At 43.2% G+C, this 17,674-nt stretch carries 9 protein-coding genes and 1 tRNA gene; 1 reads left to right on the top strand and 9 read right to left on the bottom strand.

Translation table 11 applies throughout. The annotated features are described in order from the left end of the window. Window positions 1–262 precede the first annotated feature (262 nt). From H6G05_RS08040 to H6G05_RS08015, 6 genes are all read right to left on the bottom strand, one after another. The gene (locus H6G05_RS08040; protein WP_190577677.1) at window positions 263–544 is read right to left on the bottom strand and encodes a hypothetical protein; all 282 of its coding nucleotides are present in this window, start codon (window positions 542–544) and stop codon (window positions 263–265) included. Between the two features lie 120 nt (window positions 545–664). After that, window positions 665–745: transfer RNA gene (locus H6G05_RS08035), tRNA-Tyr, on the bottom strand. 99 nt (window positions 746–844) lie between these two features. After that, window positions 845–1,696 carry a CPBP family intramembrane glutamic endopeptidase gene (locus tag H6G05_RS08030; protein WP_322096339.1) on the bottom strand — a complete coding sequence of 284 codons (852 nt, stop codon included), beginning with the start codon at window positions 1,694–1,696 and terminating at the stop codon, window positions 845–847. Between the two features lie 107 nt (window positions 1,697–1,803). After that, the gene (clpS, locus tag H6G05_RS08025; protein ID WP_190577676.1) at window positions 1,804–2,085 is read right to left on the bottom strand and encodes an ATP-dependent Clp protease adapter ClpS; all 282 of its coding nucleotides are present in this window, start codon (window positions 2,083–2,085) and stop codon (window positions 1,804–1,806) included. Window positions 2,086–2,449: 364 nt separating this feature from the next. After that, entirely contained in the window at window positions 2,450–3,532 is a 1,083-nt protein-coding gene (locus H6G05_RS08020; protein WP_322096338.1) for a DUF3474 domain-containing protein, read from the bottom strand. Between the two features lie 31 nt (window positions 3,533–3,563). Next, window positions 3,564–5,003 (bottom strand): RecQ family ATP-dependent DNA helicase, encoded by a 1,440-nt coding sequence (locus H6G05_RS08015; protein WP_190577675.1) that lies wholly within the window; start codon window positions 5,001–5,003, stop codon window positions 3,564–3,566. 1,073 nt (window positions 5,004–6,076) lie between these two features. On the opposite strand from H6G05_RS08015, the gene H6G05_RS08010 reads away from it, so the two are divergent. Beyond that, window positions 6,077–8,200, top strand: coding sequence for an EAL domain-containing protein (locus H6G05_RS08010; protein ID WP_190577674.1), 2,124 nt, complete (start codon window positions 6,077–6,079; stop codon window positions 8,198–8,200). Window positions 8,201–8,228: 28 nt separating this feature from the next. Here the strand turns inward: H6G05_RS08010 and H6G05_RS08005 are convergent, their stop codons facing one another. The 3 genes from H6G05_RS08005 to H6G05_RS07995 form a co-directional block, all read right to left on the bottom strand. After that, window positions 8,229–9,986: a M61 family metallopeptidase gene (locus H6G05_RS08005; protein WP_190577673.1), complete on the bottom strand. Its 1,758-nt coding sequence runs from the start codon at window positions 9,984–9,986 to the stop codon at window positions 8,229–8,231. A gap of 28 nt (window positions 9,987–10,014) precedes the next feature. Then, entirely contained in the window at window positions 10,015–11,349 is a 1,335-nt protein-coding gene (locus tag H6G05_RS08000; protein ID WP_190577672.1) for a cytosine deaminase, read from the bottom strand. A gap of 181 nt (window positions 11,350–11,530) precedes the next feature. Then, on the bottom strand, window positions 11,531–17,224 hold the full coding sequence (locus H6G05_RS07995; protein WP_190577671.1) for a PAS domain S-box protein: 5,694 nt from the start codon (window positions 17,222–17,224) through the stop codon (window positions 11,531–11,533). Window positions 17,225–17,674: the final 450 nt, after the last annotated feature.

Here is a 17,674-nt window from a genome sequence, read left to right as displayed (position 1 = left end):
AGCACAAATCAAAACCCAAATAGTGTGAGGCGGCGCTTCGCGCCGCCTCACACTATTTGGGTTTTATGTCCTAACAAGAAAGGCGACAGCTATAGCAAAAAAAGAGTTAGCTAGTACAAACCAAAACCCAAGAATCAAGTGGCGGCGCGAAGCGCCGCCACTTGATTCTTGGGTTTTATGTCCTAAGCAAAACTTGCTTTGCTATATATAAGAGATTTCCTATAAAAAAGGAAAATCGGCACATCGTGCCGATTTTCCTTTTTTATTCGTCGTCATCTGGTTCAGGTTGATTGTTGATCAGTAAGTCTAAAATGCGACGATTTTCGGTTTGTAATCCTTTAAGAATGCGTTGATGTCGGTCTAGTTGTTTTTGTTGCTTAGCAATCATCTCTAAAACTGCATTGCGCTCTTCTCGATCCATTGCCATCTGCTGCAACATAGCCTCTACCGCACGAGCATTTGAGTTAGCGATCGCTTCAGTTTTTTTAGCTTTTTCTGAGATGTCAAGCAAGATATTTTCAATTCTGTCTAGTCTGTCTGTCATAGGTTTAATCCTGATTGGCTAGCCATTTTTTAAATATTGCCTAAAAAAAAAGGCGGTAATAATGGTCATTGATGGTCTTTGACCATTATTAACCAGCATACCAGCCGTTTTTTATTTAGATGGGCCGAGATGGATTTGAACCAACGTAGCTTACGCAGCGGATTTACAGTCCGCCCCCATTAACCACTCGGGCATCGACCCTTTGCTTAGTTGTTTTCCAAGCGAATCTAATCATATACATTTATTGCACTACTTGCAATAGGAATTTTCATAAAAAATAAAAAGAGGCTTAGCCTCTTTTTATTTTTTATGAAAGCCGATCGCGATCGCACTTAAAAAAATAATTCCCATCACACCTGCGATCGGGTTGCCACTAATACCCGTTACCCACTCAGGCACAACGCCTGTTGGTTTTAGCCAATGGGTCGTATTGACAATGTAATAACACCAAACTAAGCCACCATGTAAGCCCACTGAGATCCCTAATCTGCCATCACATCTGCGTCGAGCTAGGACTAGGGCAACACTGAGCATCACTAAACCGAGAAATTGGCTCCATGTTTCGAGAATTACATTTAGGGGCTTGATAAAGTGCAAAATCGCAAATACGAGACTGCAACCCAGTAAAGCTGTATTTTTGGAATAATCACGCTCTAGCTCCGATAGCACCCAACCACGAAATAACATTTCCTCTGCAAATCCCACACCAACAGAAGTCAACAGCCCAGGTAATATAGCCCCTTGCCAATCGACAAAATACACGCCGATCGCTGGTAAGAGATTATCTGGTAAGGGCTGCTGCCAAGTGACAGTTTGTACTGCTAGCCAACCCAGACTTACCTGTAGTCCAAAGAAAATAATCAGGGTCACACAGCCTAGTCCCAAGCCAAACAAAAAATCGCTGCCATTTTTGCGAGTAAATGACAAACCGTAATAGCGATAGGGATGCGAATATTTAGCAATTTTGCGTCCCCAGAACCAAATTAATCCCAAAAATCCGCAATACAACAAAATTGTCAGGGCTACCCCAACCGTCTCCCCCCAAATTAAATACATTGGTGCGGCGATCGGTAGCCATAGCACCAACAAAGTTAGTAAAAATAGAATGATGCGGGCTGGTGCTGGATAGGAATTTAAGCGATCGAGATTCACAATAAAAGAACAGGTAGGATTTTGTTAATAACAATCCTACCTGTTCTCTACATTTAGCGTTTGGTAATGCGATCGCAAAAAAGGAGTGCTAAGCGCTCCTTTTTTACTTATGATTCAGGCTCAATGGTGCTAGTTAAACCTTTACTTTGTAGTCCTTCACAATAAAATTCGGCATGTTCTTGCACGCAGGTAATTACTAAGGCACAACCACTCGCATGAGCTGCCATCATAATATCGACAGCTTGCGGCTGCGTAAGCCCATTTACGACTTGCATTAAGGTTTCAACAACATATTCCATTGAGTTGTAATCGTCGTTATGTAACAAAACCCGATATCTTGGTGCAATTTTGCGTATGGTTTCGGGACGTTGAATAGTTTCGGTAGACATATTATTAGGTAGCCTCCAACAAAGGTTTGCAAGCAGGAGAATTTATGTTTTTAGATAATTGCGGTATTTAGTTTGGAGTATTAAGTAAGATGAAAGTTTGGGCAGATCTACTTTGTAGATAATACCAAAACACAAAATGGCGTAGCTATTTTGCGAATTAAAACCCTTAATGGGTTTGGTTTTTAATTCACAGAAGTGTCTTCACACTTTTGTGAATTGGTAGTAAGACAGTAATAATACTTAATGCTCACTTACATTATAAGTACGAACCCAAAAAATGTGAAGTGGACGGCTTTTGTCCAAAAAAGAGAGGGGAGCGCGTTGCGCCCCCCTCTCTTTTTTGGGATCGGTTTTGGGTCGTTTTTTAATCTGTAAGTCGATCGCTATAATATACGCCACTGCCTGAGTCAGGGACAAATATACAAGCCTTTTGAGAAGTAAAGAAGGATTTCCAGATTGGCACGTTGGAAACTCGGTAATAGGAGCCTAAAACTGGTTTGATCGCTTCAGTAGCAGTCTTAAGATGATAGTGAGGAATGCCAATAAAGATGTGGTGGGCAACATGAGTGCCAATATTGTGATGGATATCGTTGAAGATTCCATAATCACGATCAATAGTGGAAAGCGCTCCCTTCAAAAAGTACCAATCTTTACCGCGATACCAAGGAATATCAGCTTCGGTATGGTGTAAGTAGGTGACAAGATCAAGCCACACTACAAAGATCAGATAGGGAACGATGTAAAACTTAAACAGAAATAGGAAACCATAGGTAAAACCCAACCATCCTAAAAACCCAACCATCACTGTAAAGAGGATGCTGCTGGTGAGAATATCATTAGTCTCAGATTCACGGAAAAGATCATTGTTGGGAACGAAATGCGAGGCTGTGGGACGCGCAGGCGATCGCTTAAATAAATACAAAGGATAAGCAAACAACAGGGCATCAAAGCGGATGAATTTCCCAATCCAGTCCATCGCCTTGTATTGACTTTCAGTAACTGGATACCAACTTTCATCGGTGTCAATATTACCTGTGTTTTGGTGATGAGTGCGATGGCTGATGCGCCAGCCATGATATGGCACGAGGATCGGAATATGGGTCAAGTGTCCGATTAAGTTATTTAGCCATTTAATGCGTGAGAAAGAGCCATGTCCGCAGTCATGACCGACCACGAAGAAAGCCCAAAACATTGTCCCCATAGCAAACCAAAAAATTGGATAAAACCACCATGCATCTAAGTAAGCAGCAGTGGCGTACAAACCCACAATAATTGCCGCATCGGCAAAAAAATAGGCGAGCGATCGCCATACATTAGGAGCAAAACATTCAGCAGGAATCGCAGATTTTACATCTTGGAAGGTAAACGGAAGCTCAGTTTGAGATGTCGAAGATGTATCGGTAAGCGGATTGTCAAGATTGATCCGATGAATAGTCGAAGACGACACGTATATTTCCCTGTTGTTAAGAAAAATTAAGTTAGCTCTTAGATCTTAGCAGTAACTTGGATTCTTCCTCAAAACCAAAGTTATCAAGTAAAAAAGCCCAGCGATCGCCTTTTACACGGCTATAAGCTTGCATTTGAGAAACTTTGCTTTGATCCCCCATTTGTTGTTTTAGTTTTTGTTGCTGGTTATGTAAGCTATGAATTTCATAAACAAAAGGTGTTTTCCATGTGAGATGACCTGCACGATGCAATAGCCCCAGCGCGATCGCCGCATCAGAATGTATTTTGGCAACTTCCGCGAAATTCCCTTGTCGCGGTAGCTTTGGCAAAAGAGCTAGAGCTTGTTGTTGAATTTTTTGCTGCTGTTGCAAGAAAAAATTTACCCTTTGGCGATCGCTATCATCAAGTAATCCTGTTGGTTCACTGACTAGCATCAACGCCTCCGCAGGTTTGTCGTCGCGTCCTGCTCGTCCAATTTCTTGGATATATTCTGAAAGTGTTAAAGGCGGATGAAAATGCAAGACCCAACGGGTGTCTGGTTTGTTAATGCCTAGCCCGAAGGCTGAAGTGCAGATTACAAAGGGATATTGATTAGTCAGCCATTGCTGCTCGATATGCCGACGCTCTTGGGGTGGTAAGCCTGCATGATAGGCGGCGGTTTTAAACGAGTTTTCTTGTAACCAAGTGGCTAATATTTCTGCATCACGGCGACTACGCACATAGATCAATCCCGATTGCCCCTTGCGATCGCGGATAAATTTGAGGGTGCGGGATTTACGTCCTGCGGGTGTCCATGCGATCGCCACTTGGAGACTGAGATGGGGACGATAGGGGCTAGTACGCACAATCTGGGGATTCTCTAGATTCAAACAAGCCTGTAACTCCGCAGTCGTATTGCGATCGGCGGTGGCTGTAAATGCTGCTAGAGCTATGCGTGGGTGATGATCGGGCTTTTGAGCGATCAGAGCCGATCGCACGGCTCCTAATCGACGATAGCTCGGTCGAAATGAGTCTCCCCACTGCACCAGACAATGGGCTTCATCAAGCATTAGTCCTGAAATTTTTAATTGGTGATCGCTGAGTTTTTCCCAGACAGGCTCACTCAAGAGGGTTTCTGGTGAAACATAAAGCAAGCTCGTGCTTGAGAGATTACGCAAAATCTCACGACGCTCCATTTGCGATAAATTGCTGTGTAAACAAGCGGCGGATAGATGTCGCGATTTACAGTCCCGTACTTGGTCTTCCATCAGGGCAAGTAACGGAGAAATCACCAAAGTTAATCCTTCATTGATTATTGCTGGTAATTGAAAACAAATAGACTTGCCACCTCCTGTCGCCATAATTGCCAAACTATCTTGTCCTTCCAATAAGCTGGTAACTACAGCACGCTGAGATGGACGCAAATCGTCATATCCCCATATTTTCTGAAATGTTTGCTGAACTTCAGTCCATGTTCTACAGGTTTCTGACATTGTTTTTTGGCATTGGTATTAAGGGCTGATTAATGCCAACATTTTATATGGCAATAAAAAAGATATCTCGAACAAATCCAAACCCAAAATAAAAGTGGCGGCGCTTCGCGCCGCCACTTTTATTTTGGGTTTTGGGACAAGAAAATAAGATTCTTTCAAAGTCCCCAAGAATTGTGGCACTTAGGGGGCTTAGATAACGTGAGTTCGGGATAAGCTACAAAATTTTAAAAGCCAAAACAGTAAAAGCCTCGCTTCGCGAGGCTTTTACTGTTTTGGCTCCTAGAGAGGGTTCGCGCCGTGAACCCTCTCTAGGAGCTAGTTTGTAATTAACCCGAACTGAGCTTAGATATAGCTGTCGCCATTCTTGTTAGGACACAAACCCAGAAGACGAGTGGCGGCGCGAAGCGCCGCCACTCGTCTTCTGGGTTTGTGTAAGTGACTATAGGTATACATCGAAACGTAGACAGTTATACCAATTCACAAAAGTGAGCCAACACTTTTGTGAATTAAAAACCAAACCCTTACAGGGTTTTAAAACTAAAAATGGCGGAGCCATTTTTAGTTTTGGTATTAGACGTGTGTACACGGTAGATTAGATGGGGGGAGGTTTTGCCATTTGCGCTCAAACCTAAGCCAAGGTATTTTTAGAAACTATTTTGCATCCGCACTTGCCAAAAATATCCTATAGTTCGTTAATCTACTGATTTATCTAAAATCCCTCAAAAATTACTTGGAAAGCCGTAAATTTACTAGTATTCACTTCACAAACGCTAAATCTAGTTGTATAACCGTAAGTTAAGTGACTGTTTTCAACTCATAAATTTATATAATTAGACTTAATATCCTTAAAGCGAGTAATCTACAAAAGTAAAGAAATTCTTAGATTAAGAAATACATGTGCTTAGAACGTTTTTCACTCAAGTGAAATGCTAATTTTTGTTAAAACTATCGGTTAATGATACTTTTAACACAGATGTAATAGTTTATATAACTGCCAATCCTTCTAAAGCTCGTTGTAAAGGGACATTATTCAGGTGAGACCAGAAGAGTCATCCACTCTTGAGATCAAAGAGATGCTTCATCACGTAATTACGGTTGAAGATCCACAAGGTTTTCGCAATTTTCTCTTGAATAATATGACTTATTCATTAGGACGAAGCTTGGGTAATTCGATAATTCTGCGGTCTAATCTTGTATCGCGTCAACATGCAACTTTATTAGCTGTAACTTCTAAAAAGTCTTCAAGCTTTTTCCGAATAATTGATGGCAGTGTAGAAGGAAAACGTAGTACAAACGGAATTTTAATTAACGGCAAAAAGAGATTTTCGCATATATTATCCCATGGTGACGAAATTCTATTTAGTAAAGATACTAAGGCGGTATATCAGGTAATCAGTGCGATTACTAACATCCCTAAAAGTAATAACTATCAAAATCAGATTACTCAAAGCAGCTATCCTTATCTGAATAATTCGCCCTTTGATGAGACTGAGCTATTTCGATTTTCGCCTTTACTCTCTATTGCTGATCAAGATATATCTGCTCATATCCATAAGACCGTTAACCAATTCATTTCATCGCCTGAGCTAGATCCCCAACCAATTATTGAGTTAAATCTTGTTGGCAAAATCCTTTATCTTAATCCTGCGGCTTTATCTCAGTTTCCTAATCTTGAAGAGAAGCGAATTAGTCATCCCTTGCTTCAAGAACTGTTGGCTCAGTTAGTGCCATTGGCGAATCCTGTCCGCAAATTCTTTGTGCGAGAGGTGATGATTGATGACAAGGTATTTGAAGAAATCATTCATTTTATGCCTTGGAATGAAGTCATTCGTATCCACATAGCGGATGTGACCAAACAAAGACAAGCCGAAGCGATCATCGCCTATCAAAGTCATCATGACACACTGACAGGTTTGCCCAACCGAAAATATTTGCATGAACATTTGGTTGAAGTTATCAACAAGTTAGAAGATAAAGAACAACAATTTGCAGTTTTATTTTTAGATATTGATCGGTTTAAGTTAATTAATGATTCTCTAGGGCATAATGTTGGTGATTTATTGCTAAAAGCCGTTAGCGATCGCCTCAAGAGTTTGCTGAAACAGGGTGATTTAATGGTGCGTTGGGGCGCGGATGAATTTGCGATCGTGGCTATGGATATTCATTCTACAGATGCCGTTGTCCAAGTTGCTGAAGCCATGATTCAGGCTTTGACTTTACCTTTTAACTGTGGTGGTCATGAACTCCATATCACCACTTGTATTGGTGCAAGTATTTATCCAGATCATCATACTGAAGTTGAGGGGCTAATTCGGAATGCAGATATGGCTATGTATCGGGCTAAAGCTGAAGGACAAAATAGCTTTCAGTTCTATGTTCCGAATATGCAGGAGCAGAGTTTTCAGCGCTTGTCCATGGAAAATAATCTGCGAAGGGCGTTAGAAAACAACGAATTACTGACCTACTATCAACCTCAAGTCGATATCCTCACAGGCAAAATTGTGGGGTTAGAAGTCTTGCTGCGCTGGAAACATGTTTCTTTAGGTTCGATTCCACCGAGTCAATTTATTCCCCTTGCCGAAGAAACAGGGCTAATTACGGCGATCGGATCTTGGGTATTGCGACAAACTTGTTTACAGGCGATCGCATGGCAAGATAAGGGACTACCGCCAATTCAAGTTGGCGTAAATTTGTCGATCAAGCAACTCCAGCAAAAGGACTTTCTATCTTGTTTACAACAAATTCTTGAAGAAACAAATCTTGATCCGCATTTTCTAGAACTAGAAATTACCGAGGGGATCATGATGGATAATGTGGAAGAAAAAATTATCTTGTTAAATGAATTCCGTCAAATGGGCATTCAGTTGTCAATTGATGATTTTGGAACTGGTTACTCGGCTCTAAGTTATTTGAAAAATTTGCCAATTGATACTCTAAAAATTGATCGTATCTTTATCGAATACGTTACTCACAGTGAGCATGATCGGACAATTGTGGCTTCAATTATTAATTTAGCCCATAGTTTGAGTTTAAATGTGATTGCTGAAGGTGTGGAAACGATCGAGCAGGTGGATATATTGCGATCGCTTGGCTGCGATCAGATCCAAGGTTATTTTTTCTATAAGGCTCTACCTGCCGAAGAAATTGAGGTTTTGTTAAGGGCGCAAGGGGTAACTAAACCGAATCATAAAGAATAGAATCGGCGCTTTGCACCGATTCTATTCTTTATGATTCGATGCTAAGCCACAATCTTAGGTTTAGCTCTTGGTTGGGTGACGGATTGGTAATTTGGACTAGATCAAAATGATTACAGATGGGAGCTTGCAAAGTAACTTCAACCGTCTGTAGTAAGTCTTGCTGGAAAGTGGTAACGGCGATCGTTTCACCAGATACGTAATCGCGGAGGCGATCGCTAAAGTTTTCTGCTGTGACTCGAATTCCTGCGATCGCGATTACCATGTCACCTGTGCTAAGCCCAGCTTTTTGAGCAGGTGAGCCAAACTCAACCTTCTCAATTTCTGCAAGCCCATTTTTAGTTTTCAGCGTCATCCCCGTAAAGGGAATATCTTGGCGAGATGTGCGTAATTCTAGCCCGAAGGGTTCGAGATAATAGTTATAGTCCAGTTCTTTAGTGCCGTAGAGATAATCATTCCAGAAATTCGATAGGTCAACACCTGCGACTGTCTCGATGACTTCATGGAGTTCTGCTTCGCTAAAGCCAATCTCTTCTTTCCCAAAGCGCTCCCACATAATCTGCATGACCCGATCAAGCGATCTCAAATTATTAGTTTTAGAACGAATTAGTAAATCTAGCAGCAGCGATACTAATTCCCCTTTTAGGTAGTAGGAAATTTGGTTGTTATGGGTATTTGGATCAGGACGGTAGAGCTTAATCCATGTGTCAAAACTAGAATCATAGAGGGATTGAACATTTCGTCCAAAGGTTGTTTGCAGACGGGTGATCGCCTTGCTAACTAGTTTGAGATAATGCTTAGCATCGTACAGCCCAGCCCGAAGCGGGAAAATTTGGTCATAATAACTGGTAGTTCCTTCGCTAAACCAAAGTGAACTTGTATAATTCTCATTGTCGTAATCAAACTTTTCTAGGGCTTTAGGACGAATCCGTTTTACATTCCATGTATGGAAAAATTCGTGGGCGACGAGATTCATAAATTGGAGATAGCTCTCTTCTTTGCGAAAGCCCAAACGGTTGTAGAGCAGGACGGTGCTGTTTTTATGCTCTAGTCCGCCAAAACCGTTGCCAGCATGAAGAATAAAGTCATAGCGATCGTAGGGTAGTCCCCCAAATATTTCCGCTTCCACGGCGACGATCGCTGCCGTATCTTTCACAATCCGCTGCATATCCGCATTATGTTGCCCCCAGACGACAAAGCTATGGGGTTTATCCAAAACTGTGAATTCATAGCGCTGATGCATCCCAATCTCAAAGGGACTATCAACTAAAGTGTCAAAATCCTTGGCATAGAAAGTATGCGTAGCGTTCTCAAGTGCTGGTAAAGCTGTCGCAATTTGCCAATTATCTTTGATCTCGCCAATCTCGACTGTATAGGGTTTCTGCTGATGTTCGGGCACGTACATAAATACGGCTGCACCATTCAAAAAGGCATGGGTGCGATCAATATGATTAGTACGGACGGTTAATTCATTACAGAAGATGCGATAACGAATTTTGATGGTTGTATCTTTGGGATGATTGCTATTACTTGCATATTTCACCTGCCAATGATTTTTACTGATTTTTTGCCACGATAGAGGATTTCCCGTAGCATCAGTTGCCTCAAAATCTTGCAGATGTTTAGCATATTCACGCACCAAATAGGAACCAGGTGTCCAGACTGGCAACTTCAGATCGATAAATTCAGCTTGCCAATCAGCGATCGCTAGTTCAACTTCTAATAGATGATTTTCTGGCTCTGGAATCGATAGACGGTAGTTAAATTGGCTACTAGAAAGGTTTTTCATGTTTTTTTAATTTATCGTTAGCATACGACTATATCAAATCATCAAGTTCTGCATAGTCGGGCAGAGTAGTATCGATCGCCTTGCCATTTCTAAACACAGTGCGATCGCCTTGGTGGCGAGAGAGCAACTCATTATAGCTACGTGCTTTAAATAGAACCAAATCTGCAATTTGTCCAATCCCAATCTTACCAACATCGGATAAGCCCATCAAAGCCGCAGGGCGTGAAGTCACTGACTCGATCCAGTTGTCATAGGGTGTATCTAAATGCGAAATTTTTGTTCCCATGCTGAAAACCTCCAATAGATCATGATCCCCAAATCCATAAAAAGGATCACGGCAGTTATCACTAGCTAGAGACACGGTTACACCTGCATCATTAAGCTCCCGCACTAGTGTCACCCCACGCCAGCGAGGTGTGCGATCGGCAACGCGATCTTGTAAATACAGATTACACATTGGCAAACTAACGATGCCGATATTTGCTTCTTTGATGAGGGCGATCGTGGCGTTGGCGGTATCTTCCTCTTGCACTGCCAAACTACAGCAATGTCCGCAGACTATTTGCGAACTAAAATTATTTCTTAAACCTGCTTCGGCAATATGATGCAATGTGCGTGACTCAGGGTCATTATTTTCATCGGCATGGAAATCAACACTGAGGTTACGTTCGACAGCCAAGGTCAGAATCCGATCTAAATGTTGATCTAGTTCTGGAGCCATATGGGCAATGCCGCCAAGAATGCAACCTAAATCGGCGATCGCATCCGCAAATTGTTCTCCTTCCGCAGTCGCAAAATAGGAAAGTTGCACTAATGACACAGCTTGAAGAGTGATTTTCTCCTTCCATTTCTCGCGCAATTCTTGAAACACTTGCAATGTCGTTTTCACCTGATGCGGTGGACAATCTAAATGCGTCCTTATTGCTTTTGTGCCGTGGGCGTAACTACATTTCAGCCCAAATTCCATGCGGCGATAGAGGTCTTCATAGTTCCAATTGCGTTGTTCTGTGCAATCTAGATACACGCCTTTGAGTGCGCCTTGAAATGTGCCATCTAAATTCGGACTACGTTCCCACATATGTCCTTTGTCAAGGTGGGTGTGTAAATCTGCAAAGCAAGGAATCAGGATTCCTTGCTTACCATCAATGATTGGTAAACTCTCGGTCGGGATTTGTGAAATTTGAGAGTTCGGTAAAATATCTGTTATTTGACCATTCCGAATTTCGAGGTGACAAGGGAATAGGCGATCGCGTTGTAATGTTGGCTTGAGTCTAGTTTCTAGATTCTGCTCAAGAATCTCACTATCGATAAAACAATTAGGAATCCGAACATTAACAATCCAATAATGCGAAGGTTCTGACATAGCGAGGATGATTGTATCTTTAGCTAAATATACCGTGATGTGTAATATAGCTGTTAAAACCCAAATAGTGTAGGGCGGCGCGAAGCGCCGCCCTACACTATTTGGGTTTTAACAGCTATATCCAGCAAGGGTTTTAACAGCACAAAATGGCTACGCATTTTGTGCTTTGGGATAACTATTTCTAGTCCGTCAAGTAGTCGTTGATTTTTTTGACTAGCTGCTTTAGTGACACTGGTTTACTGAGATAGTCATTTGCGCCCACGGCGATGCACCGATCGCGATCGCCTGCCATCGCCAGTGCGGTTAATGCAATGATTGGCGTATCGACTAACTCAGGTATTTGGCGAATGTGCTGGATCGCTTCCAATCCATCCATTTCTGGCATTTGAATATCCATTAAAATTAAATCAGGGTGGGTTTGTTGTGCCAAGTCGATCGCCATTTGTCCATTGTGGGCAATGACTAAGCGATAGCCCTTGAGACTCAAATAATCAGCAAACAGGTTGATATTCGACTCATTATCCTCGGCGAGTAAAATTACTGGTGCGCCCTCGATTTCAGGTTTGATCGCCTCGGAGTTAGACGGAAGTGCAGGTTCTGTCTCAACGGATAATTCACAGAATGGCGAGTTCGGAATCGCGATCGTAAAGCAACTGCCCACACCTAATTCACTGGTTAATCTGACTTCACCGCCATGCAGCTCAACCAAGCGCTTGACGAGGACTAAACCCAGTCCCGAACCTTCGTAGTTACGATTGAGGGCGCTCTCAACCTGTACAAACGGTTGGAATAACCGTTTGATCTGATCTGGCGCAATCCCAATGCCAGTATCAATGACGCTAATCTCTAGAGTGTCACATGCTCGGCTCTGCACGATTTCGGCATTATTCAGAAACTCGATATAGTTTACCTGTAGGATGATTTTGCCGCCGTTCGGTGTGAATTTGACAGCATTATTGAGCAGATTAATCAGAACTTGACGAATTCGCCGTTCATCAAGGTTGATGGTAGGCAGGTTGGCGGGAATCACTGACTCTAGTTGAATATTTTTGCTGAAGGCTTGTTGCTTAATAAAGACTAAACTTGATTGACAAAGCGTTTCTACATTACTAGGTTGACAAGATAGATGAATTTGCCCCGCTTCGATTTTTGCCACATCCAGAATATCGTTAATCAATTCCAGTAGGTGGTTGCTACTTTTCTCAATGGTTTGGAGAGATTGCATTTGCCGATCGTTTAAGTCACCAAAAATCTCCTCCTGAAGGATTTCCGTCATGCCTAAAATGGCGTTGAGGGGAGTGCGTAATTCGTGGCTCATATTGGCAAGAAACTCATCTTTGAGGCGAGTTGCTTTGATCAGTTCTTCATTAATGTGTTGCAGTTGCGCTTCTGCCTGTTTGCGATCGGTAATATCAATGTTTAATCCAATCGTTTTTAAAATTTCACCTTGGGCGTTATATTGTTTGAAAGCGTAGGAATCGATAAAGCGGATTGTGCTATCTGGGCGAACAATCCGAAATTCGACGCGACATTCTCTAGCTCCTTGATGGGCTTGTCGTTCAGCCTGCTGAACCCAATCTAGATCATCGGGATGAACGCGCTGAAGCCAGTCCGTATATTTACCAGAAAACTCCTCTGATGAAATTCCATAAAGGCTTAACATGCGCTCATCCCAGATCAAGCGCTCTTCATTCATTTGATATTCCCAAATACCAATATTGGCTCCTTTAAGAGCAAATTCTAGGCGATCTGATAAGTCTTGAAGTGCAAGTTCAGCGTTTTTACGATCGCTAATATCAATATTCACGCCTACCGCACGCACTAATTCTCCCTGATGGTTGCGTTGTTTGCAGGAGTACGACATAACCCATCGGACTGTACCATCGGGGCGAATGATGCGGAATTCTGTGTTGTAAATAGCTTGCTCCTCTAAAATGTCGGGCTGGGCATGGGGCAAGTCATCGGGATGCACACGACTACTCCAGTCCTCGTAAGTGCCATGAAATGCTTCGGGCGATACGCCATGAATAGCCAGCATCCGTTCGTCCCAAAACAGGCGATTATTGGAGAAATCAAATTCCCAAACGCCAATTTGAGCGGATTGAATTGCTAGTTCTAATCGTTCGGATAGCTCTTGCAATTTCTGTTCAGCCTGTTTCTGCTCAGTAATATCCGCCGCAATTCCCACCGTTCCCGCAATGTTTAGCTGATCGTCCCGAAAGGGTGTTCTGGTCGTTTCAAACCACCCCAAAGTGCCATCAGCGCGTTTGCTATGCTCTACAACCACTTTGCGTTGACCAGATTGCAATACCTCAGCATCACCGTTATGATAAACTTGCGCTAAGTCTACTGGACAAACATCAAAAGCTGTTTTCCCGATTAATTCTTCAGCCGAAACTCCAAAGGCTTGGGCTAAGGGTTCATTTACCGCAATAAGCCGACTTTGTTCATCCTTAATCCAAGCATGTTGGGGAATATTGTTCATCAGCGCTTCGAGATGCTTTTGTTTAAGCATCAGTGCTTTCTCAGCAATTTTGCGATCGCTAATATCAATCACCACGCCATCCCAAATAACATCGCCATTCTCTTGGAGATCGGGCTGAGCACTAATCTGTACCCATTTCATCCGCTCTCCCAACAGGAGTATACGCGCTTCGACTAAAAAGGGGTGCAGAGAGTCAGCCGAACTCTCAATAGCCATTTTCATCATCGGAGCATCATCCTTATGAACCTTCGCCCAGAGACAGCTAATGTCCTGACACACCTCTTCAGGGGTGAGTTCATAAATCTGCTGTACTTGGGGGCTGACATAGACCGCTTCATCACGACCATCAAGATGCAAAACATAGCGAAAAATCATCCCTGGTACACTTTCTGTCATGCGGCGGAATTGGGCTTGACTTTCTTGGAGGGCGAGTTCGATATTTTTGCGATCGGTAATATCGGTCAGCGTGCCGATGTAGCCCACTACGTTGCCATCATCATCGAATTCCTTCGCCGCTTGGATATAACACCAAGTTGTAGTGCCATCTGGACGGAGATGCCGACCTTCGCTGCCATGAATGACTAGATCTTCAGAATTAGATTGGGCATAGTATCCCGCCCATTCGGCAATGCGTTGCTCTCTGTCTTCGGGATGCACTGACTCCATCCAACCATGTCCCAAGGCTGATTCCATCGGTCGCCCACTCAGAGCACTCCAGCGTTCGTTGACATAAACACAGTTGAGTGGCTCATCAAAGCGGAAAATAGCGACTGGAGCCGCCGCAGCGAGACTGGCATAGCGGCGCTCACTGGCTTTTAACGACAGCTCCATCATTTTAAGCTCAGTGATATTCGCCGCAATCCCCACGGTTCCTGCAATGTTTAGCTGATCATCCCGAAAGGGTGTTTTAGTCGTTTCAAACCACCCCAAAGTGCCATCAGCCAGTGCGCCACGCTCCACCACCACCTTGCGTTGACCAGATTGTAAGACCTCAACGTCATCGTCATGATAGGCTTGAGCCAAGTCTGCTGGGAAAATATCATGAGCTGTTTTACCGACTAATTCCTCAGATGAAACGCCAAAGGCTTGGGCAAAGGGTTCATTTACTGCAATAACCCGACCTTGTTCATCCTTAATCCAAGCAAGATGGGGAATATTGTTCATCAGTGCTTTGAGATGCTTTTGTTTAAGCATCAGTGCTTTTTCAACAGCTTTGCGATCGCTGATATCAATCACCACGCCATCCCAAATAACATCACCATTTTCTTGGCGATCGGGCTGGGAGCTAACTTGTATCCATTTCACCCGTTCATTCGGCAGGAGTAAACGTCCTTCAACTAAAAAGGATTGGAGGGAAACAGCCGAATCCTGAATGGCACTTTGAATCATAGGAATATCTTCTGGGTGAAATCTCGCCCAGAGACATCTCATATCCTGAAGCACCATTTCAGGAGTCAATTCAAAAATCTGCTGCACTTGAGGGCTGACATAAACCAACTCATCACGACCATCAGGATGCAAAACATAGCGGAAAATCATCCCTGGCACACTTTCAGTAATCCGTCGGAATTTGGCTTCACTGGCTTGCAAGGCAAGTTCTACGGCTTTGCGATCGCTGATATCCATCACTACCCCATCCCAAGTAATGTCGCCGTTCTCTTGGCGGGTGGGTTGGGAACTACTGTGAATCCATTTCATCCGATTTCCAGACAGGAGCAAACGTTCTTCAATGAAAAAGGGTTGTAGAGAAACAGCCGACTCCTGAATTGCACTTTGAGCTATAGGAATATCTTCTGGGTGAACTCGCGCCCAGAGACAACTCATATCCTGAAGCACCACTTCAGGAGTCAATTCAAAAATCTGCTGCACTTGAGGGCTGACATAAACCAACTCATCACGACCATCAGGGTGCAAAACATAGCGATAAATCATCCCTGGCACACTTTCGGTAATCCGTCGGAGTTTGGCTTCACTGGCTTGCAAGGCAAGTTCTACGGCTTTGCGATCGCTGATATCTTGGTAAGTCCCTAACACACCGATCACTTCACCTTGGAGATTGCGGAGGGGAAGCTTATTAGTTTCCAACCAAATGGTTTGACCATTAGCATGGTGCAAAGTTTCCACAATCCCCAGTTTGGCGGTTTGACTCTCGATCACCGCTTGATCGTCGGCTCGGTAAAGATCGGCTTCCGTTTCCCCCCAAGGCATTTCACGATCTGTCTTGCCAATAATCTCCGCGATCGTCTGAAGCCCTGCATCGTCCAGAAAATTCTGGTTACATCCCAGATATACCGAATTAACATCTTTCCAGAACACCGAAAGGGGGAATGTATCCAGTACCGTCTGCAAAAATTGTTCCCGTTCTTGCAATTCCTGCGTTCGTACCTGCACCCGATTTTCCAGTTCGTGATTTAGTTGCTGCAAAGCTTGTATGGCTCGATCTCGCTCGATCGCTATACCTGCAATATGGGCAGCCTGAGCGATCCAGTCTAGCTCCTGAGCTTGAGGCGCTTTCTGCTCGCGATAGTAAATGCCAAATGTACCTAATAAAGTGCGATCGCTGGCAAAAATCGGCATGGACGAACAGGCTTGTAAGCCATAGCAGAGGACAAAGGCTTTGTCATTCTGCCATAGTGGATCATTCTCAATATCCGTCACCACAACCAATTCGCGCCGAAACGCCGCAGTCCCGCAGCTACCCACGCCCTCCGCGATCGGTAATCCCATTTCAGAGACTATCCTTGCATATTCTGGAGGTAGGCTATGGGCGATCACATCTCCCATTCGTCTATCATCCATACAGAGTGTAATCGAACAACTACTACCCCGCAGATAGGTTTCCATCGTTTGCAGCAAATCCACCAATACATCTTTCAGTGGTTCTGCCTTGGCAATTCGTTCATGAATTTTTTGTTGAATAGCAAAGAGCGAAGCAGTGGCTTCGTGAATGATGGAATCTCTCAGACGTTTGAGAGATTCATGCTGGAGTACACCAACCAGTTGTTCTTGCGCGTCCACGATCGCTAAATGCGTAATTTGTGACGACTCAAAATAGGCGATCGCGGCGTTAATATTACGCAAATTCCTTAAGTCAGATTGTGAAATTATGAGGCTATCTGATGGCGATCGGTGCTGTTTTAAGAATTGCCTAAGCGTCAGTTTGGCGATCGACCTCTGTTGAGTTACTAGACGCATCACGTCTTGTTGTGTCAAGATGCCTAAAACTTTTAGCTCTTTGGATATAATCACTACACAGGTTGATGATCCATTGTCCCCATCTATCTCCTGCCTACTCAGGTTACTCATCTGTTCCACTGCTGAAAGCACAGTTGCTTCGACCAATGCAACTAGAGGGTTTTGCACAATCGCCGCTTCCAAATTGCTTAGCATAGTGAAGTGAACCCTTAAGTTTCAGACAGGAAAAATATAGAGCAAAAAAAGCTCTTTGTTTGCATCATGAGTTGCTCTTAATTTTAACGGATTTATTGACGTTACGCAGACAGAATTAATTCCTTCTGTAAACTAATTACCTACCTCTTTCAAGACGATCAATCGCATTTTCATACAATAATTCTTCTGACTTATCGGGATTACGAAGATGTTCATATTCAACAATCCGTTTAAGTGTAGATTCATCACCATGCACCAATTTTAATAATCGTTTTCTTTTAATATTTAATTTACTTTGAAGTTTCTGTCTGTATAATTCACGAAGTTTGAAGACATATTGATTAGCGAACTGATACTCAGCATCTGTTATAGCTGTCGCCAAGTGTATGAGGACATAAAACCCAAGAAGAGAATGGCGGCGAGAAGCGCCGCCATTCTCTTCTTGGGTTT

This window comes from Phormidium tenue FACHB-1050 (genome assembly GCF_014696925.1).
Classification (GTDB): domain Bacteria; phylum Cyanobacteriota; class Cyanobacteriia; order Pseudanabaenales; family Pseudanabaenaceae; genus Pseudanabaena.
Note: the sequence above shows the minus strand (reverse complement) of the source record. Positions and strands in the feature narration are given on the sequence as shown.

Bases quoted from the DNA above. Each gene is read 5' to 3' on its own strand.
- H6G05_RS08040 (WP_190577677.1), bottom strand. From the start codon at position 544: ATGACAGACAGACTAGACAGAATTGAAAATATCTTGCTTGACATCTCA.
- clpS (WP_190577676.1), bottom strand. From the start codon at position 2,085: ATGTCTACCGAAACTATTCAACGTCCCGAAACCATACGCAAAATTGCA.
- H6G05_RS08015 (WP_190577675.1), bottom strand. From the start codon at position 5,003: ATGTCAGAAACCTGTAGAACATGGACTGAAGTTCAGCAAACATTTCAG.
- H6G05_RS08010 (WP_190577674.1), top strand. From the start codon at position 6,077: ATGCTTCATCACGTAATTACGGTTGAAGATCCACAAGGTTTTCGCAAT.
- H6G05_RS08005 (WP_190577673.1), bottom strand. From the start codon at position 9,986: ATGAAAAACCTTTCTAGTAGCCAATTTAACTACCGTCTATCGATTCCA.
- H6G05_RS08000 (WP_190577672.1), bottom strand. From the start codon at position 11,349: ATGTCAGAACCTTCGCATTATTGGATTGTTAATGTTCGGATTCCTAAT.
- H6G05_RS07995 (WP_190577671.1), bottom strand. From the start codon at position 17,224: ATGCTAAGCAATTTGGAAGCGGCGATTGTGCAAAACCCTCTAGTTGCA.